This is a genomic window from Halomonas sp. ALS9, from assembly GCF_001651035.1.
Classification (GTDB): Bacteria; Pseudomonadota; Gammaproteobacteria; order Pseudomonadales; family Halomonadaceae; genus Vreelandella.
Map to the genome: position 1 here is coordinate 110,038 of NZ_LXRG01000110.1, position 15,588 is coordinate 125,625.

The window sequence follows — 15,588 nt, forward strand, 5'->3', positions numbered from 1 at the left end:
CGTTTTATAACACTTTTCGTTTTGCTACTTCCCATGGCAGGCTCCCCCTGTCAGATTGTCGACAGTTAGCGTTTACACATTAGTCCTCGCTTGAGGAAGAATCAAGTTTCCGGCCTCGCGCCCAAGCCAATACGTGCAATTGTAAACGACAGAAGCGGGTGTTTTGGTGGTTTTGAGTTATCCTGAGTGCCAATCATGGGCGCCTGCGTTGATATTGGGTGAGCGGGTGAGAAAATAAACAGCCTAAGCGGAGTGCATAAAGAGGATGGTAGATCATTTGGAACAGCAATTTCAGGCACTTGAGTCGCAAGAGTCTGTAACGCCTGACTATCCCGATCAGGATCATGTTTTGATCATTGAGGATGACCAGCGTCTGGCCGAGCTTACCCGTGATTACTTGGAAGCGAACGGCTTTCAAGTAACGCTGGAAGCAGACGGTGCTAAAGGGGTCGACCGCATTTTAACCCTGCAGCCCGATCTGGTGATTTTAGACTTAATGCTGCCAGGGGAGGACGGTTTAGCGATTTGTCGCCGCGTTAGACCTAATTTTGCAGGCCCGATTATGATGCTGACCGCGCGCACCGATGACCTTGATCAGGTTTTGGGGCTTGAAATGGGCGCTGACGACTATGTGCCGAAGCCGGTTCAACCGCGGGTGTTACTGGCGCGCATGCGCGCGCTGCTACGCCGGGCGGACGGGCCAGCCCCGGACGGTGAAATGCGGCTGCGTTTTGAAAATCTGGAGATCGATAACGCGACTCGCGAAGCCTGGCTCTCGGGTGAACGTATTGACTTAACCAGCGCCGAGTTCGACCTACTTTGGCTGCTGGGTCGTAACGCAGGTCGAGTGCTCACCCGTGAAGAGATATTCAGCGACCTAAGGGGCATTAAGTACGACGGCCAAGACCGTTCTATTGATGTACGCGTATCGCGTATTCGACCCAAGATTGGCGATGATCCTAATCAGCCTCACCGGATCAAAACCGTGCGCAGTAAAGGTTATCTTTTCGTCAAGGACAGTTGATCATTCAGAGGGACAGCATCATGCGGCGAGTGCTCAGTCACGGCTCGTTTTTACGCTTCTATCTGTTGCTGGGTATCGCGCTATTAGTGGTGTTTATCATCGCCCTAGCGGGGCGTTCCTTTATCGAACAGGTGCGCCGCGAAGACTACCGTGAGCAGCTTGCCGCGCTACCCATGTCGCTGATGACGCAACAGCTCGCCGCCACGCCTTTAGAACAGCGAAATACCCTGCTTGAGCGTTTTTCAGAGCAGCTCGATGTGCAACTGACTCTAGAGCCCATCAACGAAGCGGATTTGGGCTATTTTGAGCGGTCTCGGCTGGAGCGGGGCCGGATACTGGTCGCCGAAAGCCCCTGGCTCTTGCAACAGCGTCTGCCCAGCGACACCTGGCTGCTGCAAGCACGCCTTGATGACTGGAGCGAGCACCAGTGGCATGGCAGCATTGAACTGCTCGGCGAGTGGCTTGCGGCAACGCCCGCGGAAGAGCGGGATGGCCGCATTGCCCAATTACGCCAAGGGAGTTGGCCGTTGCAGCTTTTGTCGTCGTTGCCTGTGGGGCTAACAGCGCAGCAGCAGGCCCAGCTGGCCAGCGGTAACGTTATCACTAAGCTAGTCTCCGATAAGCTGTCAATTACGCTGCTCTATCAGTTACCAAGCCAGCAGTTACCAGGCGAGTCACAATGGCTGCAAGCAGGGCCTATTTCCCGCGGCGACACCCTTCCACTAAATTTACATCTGCCTCTCCTTGTCGGGCTGATGATTGTTCTCAGCCTGATTATCTATTTGATTATGCGCAGCATTGAAGCCCGTATGGCACGGCTGGAACTGGCCGCCACGCGGATTGCCAGCGGCCGCCTGGAAACCCGTGTGAAAGTTGAGAGCGGTGACTTTTTAGGCCGCTTGGGCATGGCGTTTAACGGCATGGCCAATCAGGTGCAGAGCCTGCTGCGTGGTCAGCAAGAAATGATTCGGGCGGTTTCCCACGAATTACGCACCCCCGTAGCGCGTATTCGCTTTGCCGTGCAAATGGTCGAGGATATGACTGACCAACCCGCCATTCGGCGTCAGCTTCAGGGCATTGATGCGGATATTGCCGAACTTGATGAATTAGTCGATGAAATTCTCACCTATGCGCGCCTGGGCGGGGAAACAGTGAACGGCGCCGAGCTTGAAACGGCGCTGGTAGAGTGCCGGGCTATGGCAGAAAGGGTGATTGATACGCTGTCACCGTTGCATAAAGGCCTGGCGCTGGCGCTTGCCCCAGGGCCTGAAATCGAACTGCTGGCGGAGCCGCGCTATCTTCAGCGCGCGGTGCAGAATTTAGTCGGTAATGCCTGCCGTCACGCCAAGTCCCAGGTGGTGATTCAACTCTGGGATGAGCCCAATCTGGTGCGTATCGATGTTGAAGACGACGGCCCCGGCATTCCCCCTGAGGCGCGGGCGGATATCTTCAAGCCTTTTGCCCGATTGGACGACAGCCGTGCCCGCAGCTCCGGCGGCTACGGGTTAGGGCTTTCGATTGTGCAGAAAATCATGGCCGGGCACGGCGGTAGCGTGACCATCGATACCAGCCCCACCTTGGGCGGCGCGCGCTTTACGCTGCTGGTTCCCCGTCGCGATCCGCCGGCTTAACCCCCGTTAGCACTGCAAAGGAGGTTTCCCGCGCAGTGCGTAAGAAATCCTGCATCCACGGCGCTTCATGGGTCTCTTCGCGAATCGCGGCATATAGCGTGCTCCATACCCCATGCTCACCTAGTTTTACCGCGCTCACGTAATCGCGCTCTAAATACTCGGTTAGCGCCCAGTTGGGCAGCGCGCAGACGCCGCGCCCGCTGGCCACCAGCTGCATCATCATTATGGTTAATTCGGCAGTGCGGATCTCCTTGGGGCGCACATTCGCTGGTTCCAAGAACTGGGTGAAAATATCCAGCCGCGACTGCTCGACGGGGTAGGTAATCAACGTCTCCTCGGCCAGCGCCTGGGGCTCAATGAAGCCTCGCCCCGCAAACGGGTGCTGTCGAGCAACAGCCAATAGCCCTTCATAGCGAAACAGCGGAGCGTAGTGAATACCTTCAAGGGGCTGGGGGTCGGCGGTAATCACCAGATCCAGCTGCTCCCGGGCAAGCGCTGGGAGCGGGTCGAAGTGATGGCCGCTGGGAATGTCGATTTCCACCTCCGGCCAGTGATCACGAAAGTAATCCACTGTAGGCATCAACCACTGGAAGCAGCTGTGGCACTCAATGGCCATATGCAAACGCCCCTGCTCGGTGCCTGCCAGGCGCGCTAGATCACGCTCCGCCTTGCGCACTTCGGGCAGTACCTGGTCGGCCAGGGCGAGCAGGCGTAGCCCCGCGCTGGTGAACTCCACCGGGCGGGTTTTGCGCACAAACAGCGCGCTGTCCACGCGGCTCTCTAGATCTTTGAGCTGGTGCGATAGCGCCGATTGGGTTAAATGCACGCGATCGGCAGCATCGACCAGAGAGCCGGTTTCGCGCAGCGCCAGCAGGGTGCGTAGGTGTCGTAGCTCAATCATGTAATTGCTCAATCATCGTGAGTATTTTTCATTTTTACTATTAGAAACTTTAGTTTGATTCACTAAGGCGTGGTGCCCAGACTATGTGAAATCATTCACGTTGGTAGGCTTTATCATGACAGTTTCTCATATTCTCGGCTATCCCCGCATTGGCGCCCAGCGCGAGCTCAAAAAAGTCACGGAAGCGTACTGGAAAGGCGAGTGCACGCGTAGCGAGCTTGAAAGCACCGGTCGCGAGCTGCGTTTGCGCCACTGGCAGGCGCAGCAAGACGCAGGTTTGGATTTCGTTAGCGTGGGTGATTTCGCCTTTTATGATCAGGTGCTTAACGTCTCAGTGGCACTGGGCGCGGTGCCTGCACGCTTTAATGCCCAAGCAGAAGTGGCGGGTGGCAATATCGACCTGGATACCGTCTTCCGCATGGCCCGCGGTAGAGCGCCCACTGGTGAGCCCGCCGCGGCCTGTGAAATGACTAAATACTTCGATACCAACTACCACTACCTCGTCCCCGAACTGCACGAAGGGCAAACCTTTACCCTGGCCTCTAACCGCCTGTTTGACGAAGTGGATGAAGCGTTACTCGCGGGTTTTACCCCAAAAGTAACGCTGACAGGGCCGCTAACCTGGCTATGGCTGGGCAAGACCAAAGGCGGTGATTTTGACCGCCTGACGCTGCTCGATAGCGTACTTAATGTGTATGGCGAAATATTAGCGCGGCTCGCCACCCAAGGTATTGAGTGGGTTCAGTTGGATGAGCCAGCGCTGGTGCAGGATCTGCCGCTGGCGTGGCAGCAGGCCTATGAGCGCGCCTATCACCGTCTTCAGTCTGCGCCGCTAAAACTATTGCTAGCCACTTACTTCGGCGGCTTGGGCGATAATCTTTCCCTGGCGACCCGCCTACCCGTAGCGGGTTTGCACATTGACGCCGTACGGGCGCCGCAGCAAGTCGAGAGTGTGATTGACCGTCTCGGCCCCCACCAGGTGCTATCGGTGGGTTTTGTTGATGGCCGCAATATCTGGCGGGCCGATTTGGCTGCCTTGCGCGAACGTCTGCTGCCGTTAAAGGTGCGCCTGGGCCAGCGGCTTTGGCTGGCACCGAGCTGTTCGCTGCTACATGTGCCGGTGGATCTGGCCCAGGAGACGGCGCTTGACGATGAACTGATCAGCTGGCTGGCCTTTGCGCGGCAGAAGCTAGACGAGGTGGTCACCCTGGCGCGCTTGATCGATAACCGCGCCACGCGCGCCGACGAGCAGCGCCTGGATCAGGCCACTCGGGCGCTGGATGTCCGGCGTGAATCATCACGTATTCACCAAACTGTGGTCAGTCAGCGTTTGGCGGCGATTAGCGCCGCCGATAGCCAACGCCAGGCGCCTTATCCTGTTCGCGCTGTGGCTCAGCGGCGAGCGCTTAAGCTGCCGCTTTTCCCCACCACGACGATTGGTTCTTTCCCACAAACCGATGATATTCGTGCCGCCCGGCGCACCTTTAAGGCCGGTGAGCTGTCGCTAGCCGACTACGAAGCCCGTATGCAGGCCGAAATTGCCTACGCTGTCGCGCGCCAGCAGGCCTTGGCTATCGATGTGCCGGTACACGGCGAAGCCGAGCGCAATGATATGGTGGAGTACTTCGGCGAGCAGCTAGACGGGTTTGCCTTTACCCGCTTTGGCTGGGTGCAGAGCTACGGTTCACGCTGTGTTAAGCCGCCGGTGATTTTTGGTGATGTTTCGCGCCCTAGGCCGATGACGGTACGCTGGAGCGAGTATGCCCAGAGCCTGACCGACAAACCCATGAAGGGCATGCTGACCGGGCCGGTGACGATTCTACAGTGGTCGTTTGTACGCGATGACCAGCCGCGGGAAACCACCTGCCGCCAGATTGCCTTGGCGCTGCGCGATGAGGTGCTGGATCTTGAAAAAGCGGGGATCAAGATTATTCAAATCGACGAACCGGCGCTGCGTGAAGGGCTGCCGCTTCGCCAGCATGAGTGGCAGGCGTACCTTGATTGGGCGGTGGAAAGCTTCCAGCTAAGCGCCGCAGGCGTGGCCAATGCCACCCAGATTCATACCCATATGTGTTATTCGGAGTTCAACGACATCATTGGCGCGATTGCAGCCCTTGATGCCGATGTGATCACCATCGAAACGTCACGCTCCGATATGCACCTGTTGGATGCCTTTCAAGATTTCGCCTATCCCAACGAAATCGGCCCTGGGGTTTACGATATCCACACCCCCAATATTCCCGAGGTGAGCTGGATGGTCGATTTGATGGAAAAAGCCCTGGAAAAAATCCCCGCCGAACGGCTGTGGGTAAACCCGGACTGCGGTCTAAAAACCCGCAACTGGGCGGAAGTAGAGCCAGCGCTGGCCAATATGCTGGCAGCGGCTAAGTTACTTCGCCAACGCTACGCTTGAGTTTTCGGAGTTCGTAATCAAACCCGCTGCATTCAGCAGCGGGTTTTGAGATGAGACCTAATTATGCGCAGACTAGCTTTTCGATGCATAAGCGTAGAGCAGGGTCTCCTGGGCGCTGATCGCGTCGGCATCACCGGGGTCTTGTAGCTGATAACTGCCGTCGGTCTGCAGCAGCCAGCTTTGGCAGTTATCCACCAGGTAGGTTTCGAGATCCTTGCGCACCCGGGTGGCGAGCTTTTTGTCTAGTAACGGAAAGCAGGTCTCTACGCGGTGGAACATATTGCGTGACATAAAGTCGGCGCTAGAGCACCAGGTCTCCGACTTACCGTCATTGTGGAAGTGAAAGACCCGAGTATGTTCCAGCAAACGGCCAATAATCGAGCGCACGCGAATGTTGTCTGAGACGCCCGGTATGCCGGGTTTCAAACAGCACATGCCGCGAATAATTAAGTCGCACTCAACCCCTGCCTGGGAGGCACGGTAGAGCGCCTTGATAAGCTTGGGCTCAGTTAACGAGTTGCACTTAATGATGATATGCCCGCGCTTTCCCTTACGCGCTATCTGCGCTTCCCGGTCAATCATTGCCACCAAGCGCTCATGCAGGGTGAAAGGCGCATGCAATAGCGTGTCGATTTTGCGCGCGCGGCCCATCCCCGACAACTGTTGAAACACCTTATGCACATCCGCACATAGCGCTTTGTTGGCGGTCAGCAGGCTGTAGTCGGTATACAGTTTGGCGGTTTTAGCGTGATAGTTGCCGGTGCCCAGGTGGGCGTAGTAGCACAGCTCACCTTTCTCGCGGCGCACAATGTGGAGCATTTTGGCATGAGTCTTGTAGGCCATAATGCCGTAGACAACAATTGCGCCCGCTTCCTGCAGGCGTGAAGCCAGCTGTAAGTTGTCAGCTTCATCAAAGCGCGCACGCAGCTCAATGACCACGGTGACTTCTTTACCCTGGCTGGCCGCTTCCACCAGGGCGTTAACAATGGCTGAGTCTGCGCCCGTGCGGTAAAGGGTCTGCTTCACCGCCAGGACATGTGGGTCACGGGCGGCTTCGCGCAGCAGGTCTTCAATCGGCGTAAACGACTGGAAGGGATGATGGAGCAGAATGTCGTTCTTGGCGATAGCGTCAAACAGGCTGCCTGCTTTGAGTGCTTTGGGGATGCTGGGGGTGAACGGCCGATAAAGCAGTTCGGGGCGATCTACGTCCCCTAGTACCGACATCATGCGGGTTAAGTTGACCGGCCCTTTAACGCGATATAGGTCGCCGTTATCGAGCTCAAACTGGCGCAGTAAAAAGTTGATTAAGTCATCAGGGCAGCTGTCGGCGACTTCCAGGCGCACGCCGCTGCCGTAGCGGCGTGCCAACAGCTCGCCACGCAGCGCCGAGGCGAGATCCGAGACCTCCTCAGGGTCAACGCTCATATCCGCGTTGCGGGTCAGCCGGAACTGATAGCAGCCGCGCACGCTCATGCCGGGAAATAGCTCCTCGGCGTGGGCATGGATCATCGACGAGAGGAAAACATACTCCGAAAAACCCTCCTCGCAAATCTCCTTGGGCAGTGCCATCAGGCGCGGCAGCGAACGCGGCGCGGGTAGAATCGCCATCCCTCCGGCGCGCCCAAAGGCATCTTTGCCCTCCAGCTCAACGATAAAGTTAAGGCTTTTATTGACCAGGCGCGGGAAGGGGTGCGAGGGGTCAAGCCCTATCGGGCTGATGACCGGCATAATTTCATTATCGAAAAAGGCCTTCACCCAGGCTTTTTGCTTGGAAGTCCACTGATCGCGGCGTCGAAAGCGCAGCCCATGGGTTTCCAACGCTGGCAATAAAGTGTCGTTGAGTATCTGATACTGGCGGTCAATTTGGGCGTGAGCAAGCTGTGAGATCTCCGCCAACACTGCTTTAGGCAGCCGGCCGTCGGCGGCAGTGGTATCGTCGCCCAGGGCAATTTGGTGCTTCAAGCCTGCCACGCGGATCTCGAAAAACTCATCCATGTTGGAGGAGAAAATCAGCAGGAACATTAATCGGTTGAGCAGCGGGTGGGCGTCGTCTAAGGCCTGCTCCAGCACGCGGATATTGAACTGTAGATGTGACAGTTCACGGTTAAAGTAGAGCTGAGTGTCGTCAAGATCCGTTTCAGGCAGCTCTTCACGCGCTTGAACACCGGTCGGGGTGCGATTGATCCGCAGCGGCATATCGCCGTCGCTGCTGGTGTAATCAGTAGACGATAGTGGTAATGAATCTGATGCTTGATCGTCCATGGTGGATCTCCCCGCGTTGATAGCTCGAAGGTATCATAGCCTGATACTTGTTTATCAGTAGAGTATGCGGGGAGAAGATGACAAATAAGTGTCACCTGGTTGTCATCTTAGCGTTATTGGTTAGCGTTGTTGGAGTAAACGCGCGGCGTCGAGGGCAAAGTAGGTCAGAATGCCATCCGCGCCTGCCCGTTTGAAACACATCAACGACTCCAATATCACTGGCTCCGCTGCCAACCAGCCGTTATCGAAAGCGGCGCGGTGCATGGCGTACTCGCCGCTGACCTGGTAGGCGAAGGTGGGTACCTGCAGTTCGCTTTTTACCCGGCGCACGATATCCAAGTAGGGCATGCCGGGTTTGACCATTACCATATCGGCGCCCTCGGCGATATCCATGGCCACTTCGTGCAGCGCTTCATCGCTATTGGCGGGATCCATTTGATAGGTACGTTTGTCTGCTTTGCCCAAGTTGGCAGCTGAACCGACCGCATCCCGGAAAGGGCCATAGTAGTGTGACGCGTACTTGGCGCTGTAGGCCATAATACGTACGTTGTGCAGGTGTTCTTGCTCGAGTACTTGGCGAATTGCGCCAATCCGACCATCCATCATATCGGAAGGGGCGACCACGTCGGCACCGGCTTCGGCATGGGAAAGTGCCTGTTTAAGCAGCGTGTCTACCGTACGGTCATTCTGTACGTAGCCGTGCTCATCAAGAATACCGTCCTGGCCGTGGCTGGTATAAGGGTCAAGGGCCACATCCGTGATAATACCTAAGTCTGGCAGGGCTTTTTTAAGAGCGCGTACGCTGCGCTGGACTAAACCGCTGGCGCTATAGGCCTCTTCGGCAAGCTCACTCTTGTGCTCAGGCCCGACCACAGGAAACAGCGCCAGCGCCGGGATGCCCAGTGCATATGCCTCGCGGGCTTGCTCGATCAACAGATCGATCGAGAGCCGCTCAACGCCGGGCATGGAGGCGATGGCTTCGCGCTGATTTTCTCCCTCTAACACAAACACCGGCAGAATTAGGTCGGATGGGGTTAGGCTGTTCTCCTGCATCAACCGGCGTGAAAAATCATCGCGGCGCATACGGCGCATACGCGTGGCGGGAAAATGACGGGCAGTGGGTGTACTCAAGGGAGCTCTCCATTAGAAGTCATAAAAACAGGTAACGCGAACATTAAGGATCGTAAATAAACATGCTCGAAGGCCTGGAGGGAGTATATCAGCCATGCCTTGCGGCGAAAGCCGCCTTGTGACAATACGACAGACTGACTAAAGTGGACGATTGCTTTGCTGTATTGCGTTCGGCAGACCCTGGGATAAGGAGATAGGCATGACCAAACAGGTGGCAGTGATTTTAGCCGGCTGCGGCGTTTACGATGGCTCGGAAATTTATGAGACCACGCTGACGCTGCTGCGCCTGGATCAGTTGGGGATAGATTACCGTTGTTTTGCCCCGGACATTGAGCAGCACCATGTGGTTAATCACCTCACCCAAGACGTCGTTGAGGGCGAGCAACGTAACGTTCTGCTAGAGTCTGCCCGCCTGGCGCGGGGCGACATTAGTCCATTGGACGAGTTAGTGGCGGATGATTTTGATGCTGTCATTGTCCCCGGTGGTTTTGGCGTCGCCAAGAACCTGTCGGACTTTGCCAGCGCCGGTGACAGTATGCAGGTGTTAGAGGTCTTAAAAGAGGCGCTGACCGGCTTCCGGCAAGACAACAAGCCGATTGGTTTAATGTGTATTGCGCCCGTCATCGTGCCCCGGCTGTTCGATGATGGCATCGCGGTGACGGTGGGCAATGACCCAGCGGTTTCCGGGGCGATCAGCGCCATGGGCGGGCTTCACCGGAGTTGTGGGGTAGAAGATATCGTGGTGGATATTGAACACCGCGTGGTAACTACCCCAGCCTATATGTTAGCAACGCGAATTAGCGAGGCCGCAACCGGTATCTTTAAACTGGTAGACCGCATCAATGAAATGATGGATTTAACCACTGCTTAAATAACTGTGAGCCATTAAAAAGCCGCCGCCATCATTGATGGCGGCGGCTTTTTTAATTATTCATCAGCCAATTGCCAGCGCTATACGTCGGCTTCTTGATCTTCAGCAGTCTCTTGCTCTTGTTTGCGTTTGCGCACCAGGCGGCCAAACAGCAGCCCAACTTCATACAGCAGATACATCGGAATCGCCAGCAGGCTCTGAGAAATCACGTCCGGCGGGGTGAGTAGCATGCCGACCACGAAGCAACCTAGCAGAATATAAGGGCGCTTTTTAGACAGGCTCTCTACTGTGGTAGCGCCAGAGAGGATAAGCAAGAAGGTCGCAATGGGAATTTCAAACGCTACGCCAAAGGCAAAAAACAGCTTAAGCACGAAGTTCAGATACTGGTTAATGTCGGTCATGACAGCGACATTTTCCGGCCCGGTTTGGGTGAAAAACTCAAAGAGCAGCGGAAACACCACGTAGTAAGCAAACGCCGCGCCGCCGTAGAACAGCGCAATACTTGAAACCAGAATCGGCACCGCCAGCGCTTTCTCATTATCGTAAAGCCCCGGGGCGATAAATGCCCAGGCTTGGTGCAGTACGAAGGGAATAGCGATAAACACCGCCACCACCAGGGTAAGCTTGAATGGCGCCAAGAATGGCGAAGCGACTTCCGTGGCGATCATTTGCGAGCCTTCAGGCAGTAGCGCCATTAACGGCTCGGCAACAAACGTATAGATATCATTGGCAAAGGAGTAGAGGCCCAAGAAGACCACCAAAATCACAATCACGGCCCGCATTAGCCGTGAGCGTAGCTCGATCAGGTGCTCAATCAGGGGGGCTTGGCTGTGTTCTTCCTGCGGCTCCTTTGAATCGCCAGACATACTCATTGGTGATTACGATCCTTTTCAGATTCAGCCTTATTAGGTGCAGCTGATTCAGGTTTAGCCGTTTCTGGTTCGGCCTGGCGGGAGGGCGCTGCCGGGCCGGAAGACGGCGAAGGCGTTTCTTCACGCACCGTTTGTAGGGCGTCATCCAATCGAGCGCTAGCCTTGGCAACCCGCTGTTCAGTATCGCTCTGCGCTGCTTTGGCCGGTGGCGTTTCTGCCTTTTTAGCATTAGCACCGGCGGGGGCATCGGCAATGCTCTCTACATCCAGCTTCGCTTTCTGCAAACTGTCATCGAGCTTCTTCTGCTGTTCGTTGAGCTTTTGACGCAGCTCTTCTGCTTCCAACTGGGCGCTGATTTCACGCTGCATGCCGGATACCGTGCGCTTAATTTTGCCAATCCACATGCCCGCCGTTCGGGCAGCGCGGGGCAGCCGCTCCGGGCCAAGCACCAGCAGCCCGACGATACCAATCAGCATCAGTTCAAGAAAGCCGATATCCAGCATGGTTTATTTGCGCTCTTCGTTGCGGTCGCTTGCGGCCTGTTTCTCTTCGGCTTTAACGTCATAAGTGTTGCCGGGCTCTTCATGGCTCACTTTGGCATGGGGTTGGTCAGCGTCTTCTTTATCAGCTTCTTTGTTTTTCTCCTCGTCGTGCATGGCTTTTTTGAAACCTTTGACCGCCCCGCCCAGGTCGGTGCCCACGTTGCGCAGTTTTTTGGTGCCGAAAACCAGGATGATAATGCCCAGCACAATCAGCAACTGCCAAATACTAATACCACCTAACATATGCGTTTCCTCACGGATGGTTAACTGTCTCTTTTACCACTCTCTTTTACCACTATCCCTTTTACCACTAATTCTATTACAGCGATGCAAAAGCTATGGCTGGCGGGAGGCTTTTTCCGCATGTCCAGAAATGCCAAAGCGCCTGGCCAGTTCGTCTAATACAGCCTGATGATCCATCCCCAGGTGCGACAGCATCACCAGGCTATGAAACCATAGGTCGGCGGTTTCAGAAATCAACGCTTGGCGTTCAGCCTCGCTGCCGTGCTCGGCATCTTTTGCTGCTAGCACTGTTTCCGTTGCTTCTTCGCCAACCTTTTCGAGTATCTTGTTCAAGCCCTTATGATGCAAGGAGGCAACATAAGAATCTTCCGCCGCGGCGTGGCGCCGCTGCTTTAATACCTCATTGAGCGTATCCAGCACATCGGTATGGCGAGTCGAATTGTTAGGCGATAATGCGTTGCTGTCCATGGGAATCCTTGTAAACGTTTAATGCGCCGCTCTGTTGATCTGCAGATAGATGTACCGCGCAGGCTTACTGCCATACCAACAGCAGGAGCCCGATGGCGGCGGCCGCTAGTATCGGCCACTCCTGAAGCGCAATCCAACCGCTTAACGGCTGCCATGCTAGTGCCAACGCCAGTAGAATCAAGCCAAGCCGTAGGCGGTAAAGGCGTTTGCCTTGCCGCGCCATTTGCACGCGCATGGCGTTGATCGAGTCGACCTGCTGGTGGCGCTGGCGATGCTCGTGCTCCATTCGGCTGAGCGCCTGGTGAGCCAGTCCGGGCAGTTCGGGCAACTGGTGGGAAAGCTCCGGCGCTTGACGCTTTATCGACTCCCATAACCCGCTGACCCCGGCACGCTCTTTCATCCACTGTTCTAAATAGGGTTTGGCGGTGCTCCACAGGTCTAAATCGGGGTAGAGCTGGCGCCCCAAGCCTTCAATATTGAGCAGCGTTTTTTGCAACAGTACCAGCTGCGGCTGTACTTCCATATTAAAGCGCCGCGCGGTTTGAAACAGTCCCAGCAAGACCTGACCGAAGGAGATATCTTTCAACGGCTTCTCTAAAATGGGCTCACAAACGGTGCGAATAGCCGCCGCGAACTCATTGGCGCGGGTGTTTTCGCCCACCCAGCCAGATTCAATATGCAGCGCGGCCACTTCGTAATAGTCCTGATGGAAAAACGCCAGTAGGTTGCGCGCCAGGTAGTCCTGGTCTTCCCGCGTCAGACTGCCCACAATGCCGCAGTCGATGGCAATGTACTGAGGATCTTCGGGGTTGTCACAGTTGACGAAGATATTGCCTGGGTGCATATCGGCGTGAAAGAAGTTGTCACGGAATACCTGGGTAAAGAACAGCTCAACGCCGCGCTCGGCGAGCTTTTTCAGGTTGGTGCCCCTGGCAATCAGGGTGTCCAAGTCGGCGACTGGAATACCGCGGATGCGCTCTTGCACCATCACGTGGCGGCGGGTGAAGGGCCAGTAGATGGTCGGCACAAACAGCAGCGGTGAGTCTTTGAAGTTACGTTTGAGCTGCGAGGTGTTGGCAGCCTCTTTATAAAGATCCAGCTCGTCAAACAGCGTGGCTTCGTAGTCACGAATCACTTCTACCGGGCGCAAACGGCGCGCTTCGGGGATTTTGGAGCATAATTTGGCGACTTGATACATCAGCGCCATATCTTGGCGCATCACGCGGTCAATACCGGGGCGAATAATTTTCACCACTACGTCTTCACCGCCGTGCAGCGTTGCTGCGTGCACCTGGGCAATTGAGGCCGAGGCCAATGGCACTCGGTCAAACTCAGCAAAGGCCTCTTCCAGCGACATTTCCAGCGCTTTCTCGACCCGGGCGGCGGCTTGCTCGCCAGGGAAAGGCGGGACTTGATCTTGCAGGCGTTTCAGCTCATCGGCGATGTCTGCTGGTAGCAAATCGCGACGGGTCGAGAGCATCTGGCCGAATTTAATAAAAATCGGGCCTAGTGCCTCTAGCGACAATCGCAAGCGTTCGCCCCGTGAGCGTTTGCCAACAGGCACCAAGCGGAGTGGAGAGAACCATAGCAGCGCTCGAAGCCACCAGGGCAGCCGCTCTAACGGCAGCAGTGTGTCCAGTCGGTGGCGGCTGATCACCCAGCTTATCCGCAGCAGGCGCAGACTCATGGGCGCGACTCCTGTGACGCGGGCTGGCGCTGCTCCAGTCGTCGCTCTAAGCGGTTTAGGCGCGCTTCTAAACGGTCGGTCGCCACCTCCAGCTCAGTAAGATGCTCGCGGAGTAGGTTACGCTGCTGTCGTCCGGGTAGCAGGCGGGCCTCTTCAAAGACATATTCAGATACATCCTGCATTAGCTCGTCTTTGGTACGTAGACCCCAGCGGGCAGCACGGCGCAGGCCTTCGGCCAAGGAGTGGGCGGGCATATCGCCTAACCAGCGGGCCAGCTCGTTTTCCCAGTCGATGTCCAGATCGAGGAGCAGGTCGCGGGTGGCTTCAAGCAGATGAATACGCCCGCGCACGGCTAGCTTGCCGTCAAACATAAGACGTTCAACCGACGCCCCGCTGAGCCACTCTGAAAACGTTTCTGAGGTGAGTTCGACCACGGCGTCTACGTCGGTTTCATCAACGTCATCGCCGCGCATCAGGTCGAGCCCGGCGTGATGATAGTGAATGACCAGCGCTAAATGAGGCTGCTCCAGGCGCACCAGTAATCGACTGCCTGCCAGCTGGGCCAGCCGTGCAGGCGCCGCCGGATCACGGGCGAGTAGGGCATTGAGCGTGCGTTCACAACCGGCCAGCAGCAGGGTCGGGGTTACCAGCATGCTGACCTCTTGGCAGTGAATGTCAGGGCACAAAACGTCAGAGCACACAAAATCAGGGCACCAAAAATCAGAGCAACAAAAATCATAGCTTAATGCCGCGGTGCAGGGCCACGATACCGCCGGTCAGGTTGGTGTACTCGACCCGCTCGAGCCCTGCATCTTCCATCATGGCTTTGAGCGTTTCCTGATCCGGGTGCATGCGAATCGACTCCGCCAGGTAACGATAGCTATCGCCATCGCCTGCCACCAGTTCGCCCATTTTGGGCAGCAGGCGGAAGGAGTATTCGTCGTAAGCTTTGGATAGCAGCGGGTTGTTGGGCTTGGAGAACTCCAGTACCAACAAGCGTCCGCCGGGTTTAAGCACGCGGGTCATGGAGCGCAGTGCGGCGTCCTTGTCGGTGACGTTGCGCAGGCCAAAGGCAATGGTGATGCAGTCGAAGCTGTTGTCAGGAAACGGCAGGCTTTCGGCATTGGCTTGCACATACTCAACGTTGCCGCCTACACCGTTATCCATCAGCTTGTCGCGGCCTACTTTGAGCATCGAGGCATTGATGTCGGCGAGTACGACTTTGCCCCGGGGGCCAACCAAACGAGAAAACTTAAGGGTTAAATCCCCGGTGCCGCCGGCGATGTCCAGCACGTGGTGACCGGGGCGCACGCCTGCACGCTCGATGGTCATGCGCTTCCATATCCGGTGTATACCCATGGACATCAGGTCGTTCATTACATCGTAGCGGGCAGCTACCGAGTGGAAGACATCAGCTACTCGCGAGGCTTTTTCATCAACAGGGACTTCCTGAAAACCAAAGTCAGTAGTGCGTTTTTCTGTGGGGCTCATTGGGCAGTAGCTCCCGAATTCGAGGCGGTGGCAAATCGACCGTCAGTCTTTT

Annotated in this window: 14 protein-coding genes; 4 read left to right on the forward strand and 10 right to left on the reverse strand. The window is 56.3% G+C overall.

All coding sequences use genetic code 11. The features are described from left to right. The first annotated feature begins 265 nt into the window (after positions 1-265). Together A6R74_RS08710 and A6R74_RS08715 are read left to right on the forward strand one after the other, a co-directional pair. Positions 266-1,024: a response regulator gene (locus tag A6R74_RS08710; RefSeq protein WP_064234128.1), complete on the forward strand. Its 759-nt coding sequence runs from the start codon at positions 266-268 to the stop codon at positions 1,022-1,024. Positions 1,025-1,044: 20 nt separating this feature from the next. Further along, on the forward strand, positions 1,045-2,655 hold the full coding sequence (locus A6R74_RS08715) for an ATP-binding protein (RefSeq protein WP_064234129.1): 1,611 nt from the start codon (positions 1,045-1,047) through the stop codon (positions 2,653-2,655). Here A6R74_RS08715 and A6R74_RS08720 read toward each other — a convergent pair. Then, positions 2,618-3,556, reverse strand: a complete 939-nt coding sequence (locus tag A6R74_RS08720; protein ID WP_064234130.1) for a LysR family transcriptional regulator — start codon at positions 3,554-3,556, stop codon at positions 2,618-2,620. The genes A6R74_RS08715 and A6R74_RS08720 overlap by 38 nt on opposite strands. A gap of 115 nt (positions 3,557-3,671) precedes the next feature. Here A6R74_RS08720 and metE point away from each other — a divergent pair, with 115 nt between their 5' ends. Beyond that, positions 3,672-5,969, forward strand: coding sequence for a 5-methyltetrahydropteroyltriglutamate--homocysteine S-methyltransferase (metE, locus tag A6R74_RS08725; RefSeq protein WP_064234131.1), 2,298 nt, complete (start codon positions 3,672-3,674; stop codon positions 5,967-5,969). Positions 5,970-6,041: 72 nt separating this feature from the next. On the opposite strand, the gene ppk1 is transcribed toward metE, so the two are convergent. Together ppk1 and hemB are read right to left on the reverse strand one after the other, a co-directional pair. Further along, positions 6,042-8,231: a polyphosphate kinase 1 gene (gene ppk1 / locus A6R74_RS08730; RefSeq protein ID WP_064234132.1), complete on the reverse strand. Its 2,190-nt coding sequence runs from the start codon at positions 8,229-8,231 to the stop codon at positions 6,042-6,044. Between the two features lie 120 nt (positions 8,232-8,351). Then, on the reverse strand, positions 8,352-9,362 hold the full coding sequence (gene hemB, locus A6R74_RS08735; RefSeq protein ID WP_064234133.1) for a porphobilinogen synthase: 1,011 nt from the start codon (positions 9,360-9,362) through the stop codon (positions 8,352-8,354). A gap of 199 nt (positions 9,363-9,561) precedes the next feature. On the opposite strand from hemB, the gene elbB reads away from it, so the two are divergent. Beyond that, positions 9,562-10,233 carry an isoprenoid biosynthesis glyoxalase ElbB gene (gene elbB / locus A6R74_RS08740; RefSeq protein WP_064234134.1) on the forward strand — a complete coding sequence of 224 codons (672 nt, stop codon included), beginning with the start codon at positions 9,562-9,564 and terminating at the stop codon, positions 10,231-10,233. An 80-nt stretch (positions 10,234-10,313) separates the two neighbouring features. Here the strand turns inward: elbB and tatC are convergent, their stop codons facing one another. From tatC to ubiE, 7 genes are all read right to left on the reverse strand, one after another. Next, positions 10,314-11,105 (reverse strand): twin-arginine translocase subunit TatC, encoded by a 792-nt coding sequence (tatC, locus tag A6R74_RS08745; RefSeq protein ID WP_064234135.1) that lies wholly within the window; start codon positions 11,103-11,105, stop codon positions 10,314-10,316. Beyond that, positions 11,102-11,608 (reverse strand): Sec-independent protein translocase protein TatB, encoded by a 507-nt coding sequence (tatB, locus tag A6R74_RS08750; protein ID WP_064234136.1) that lies wholly within the window; start codon positions 11,606-11,608, stop codon positions 11,102-11,104. The genes tatC and tatB overlap by 4 nt, the downstream gene beginning before the upstream one ends. Before the next feature lie 3 nt (positions 11,609-11,611). Continuing rightward, positions 11,612-11,890 carry a Sec-independent protein translocase subunit TatA gene (tatA, locus tag A6R74_RS08755; protein WP_064234137.1) on the reverse strand — a complete coding sequence of 93 codons (279 nt, stop codon included), beginning with the start codon at positions 11,888-11,890 and terminating at the stop codon, positions 11,612-11,614. A 93-nt stretch (positions 11,891-11,983) separates the two neighbouring features. Then, positions 11,984-12,358 carry a phosphoribosyl-ATP diphosphatase gene (locus A6R74_RS08760; protein ID WP_064234138.1) on the reverse strand — a complete coding sequence of 125 codons (375 nt, stop codon included), beginning with the start codon at positions 12,356-12,358 and terminating at the stop codon, positions 11,984-11,986. A 64-nt stretch (positions 12,359-12,422) separates the two neighbouring features. Then, complete coding sequence (ubiB, locus tag A6R74_RS08765) at positions 12,423-14,045, reverse strand: ubiquinone biosynthesis regulatory protein kinase UbiB (protein WP_064234139.1); 1,623 nt, start codon at positions 14,043-14,045, stop codon at positions 12,423-12,425. Further along, the gene (locus A6R74_RS08770; RefSeq protein ID WP_064234140.1) at positions 14,042-14,698 is read right to left on the reverse strand and encodes a ubiquinone biosynthesis accessory factor UbiJ; all 657 of its coding nucleotides are present in this window, start codon (positions 14,696-14,698) and stop codon (positions 14,042-14,044) included. Before A6R74_RS08770 ends, ubiB begins: the two co-directional genes overlap by 4 nt. An 82-nt stretch (positions 14,699-14,780) precedes the next feature. After that, positions 14,781-15,536, reverse strand: a complete 756-nt coding sequence (gene ubiE / locus A6R74_RS08775) for a bifunctional demethylmenaquinone methyltransferase/2-methoxy-6-polyprenyl-1,4-benzoquinol methylase UbiE (RefSeq protein ID WP_064234141.1) — start codon at positions 15,534-15,536, stop codon at positions 14,781-14,783. Positions 15,537-15,588 lie beyond the last annotated feature (52 nt).

What these genes read in the sequence shown, in the direction of transcription:
- A6R74_RS08710 (WP_064234128.1), top strand. Translation starts at nt 266, where the DNA reads ATGGTAGATCATTTGGAACAGCAATTTCAGGCACTTGAGTCGCAAGAG.
- A6R74_RS08715 (WP_064234129.1), top strand. Translation starts at nt 1,045, where the DNA reads ATGCGGCGAGTGCTCAGTCACGGCTCGTTTTTACGCTTCTATCTGTTG.
- A6R74_RS08720 (WP_064234130.1), bottom strand. Translation starts at nt 3,556, where the DNA reads ATGATTGAGCTACGACACCTACGCACCCTGCTGGCGCTGCGCGAAACC.
- metE (WP_064234131.1), top strand. Translation starts at nt 3,672, where the DNA reads ATGACAGTTTCTCATATTCTCGGCTATCCCCGCATTGGCGCCCAGCGC.
- ppk1 (WP_064234132.1), bottom strand. Translation starts at nt 8,231, where the DNA reads ATGGACGATCAAGCATCAGATTCATTACCACTATCGTCTACTGATTAC.
- elbB (WP_064234134.1), top strand. Translation starts at nt 9,562, where the DNA reads ATGACCAAACAGGTGGCAGTGATTTTAGCCGGCTGCGGCGTTTACGAT.
- tatC (WP_064234135.1), bottom strand. Translation starts at nt 11,105, where the DNA reads ATGAGTATGTCTGGCGATTCAAAGGAGCCGCAGGAAGAACACAGCCAA.
- tatB (WP_064234136.1), bottom strand. Translation starts at nt 11,608, where the DNA reads ATGCTGGATATCGGCTTTCTTGAACTGATGCTGATTGGTATCGTCGGG.
- tatA (WP_064234137.1), bottom strand. Translation starts at nt 11,890, where the DNA reads ATGTTAGGTGGTATTAGTATTTGGCAGTTGCTGATTGTGCTGGGCATT.
- A6R74_RS08760 (WP_064234138.1), bottom strand. Translation starts at nt 12,358, where the DNA reads ATGGACAGCAACGCATTATCGCCTAACAATTCGACTCGCCATACCGAT.
- ubiB (WP_064234139.1), bottom strand. Translation starts at nt 14,045, where the DNA reads ATGAGTCTGCGCCTGCTGCGGATAAGCTGGGTGATCAGCCGCCACCGA.
- A6R74_RS08770 (WP_064234140.1), bottom strand. Translation starts at nt 14,698, where the DNA reads ATGCTGGTAACCCCGACCCTGCTGCTGGCCGGTTGTGAACGCACGCTC.
- ubiE (WP_064234141.1), bottom strand. Translation starts at nt 15,536, where the DNA reads ATGAGCCCCACAGAAAAACGCACTACTGACTTTGGTTTTCAGGAAGTC.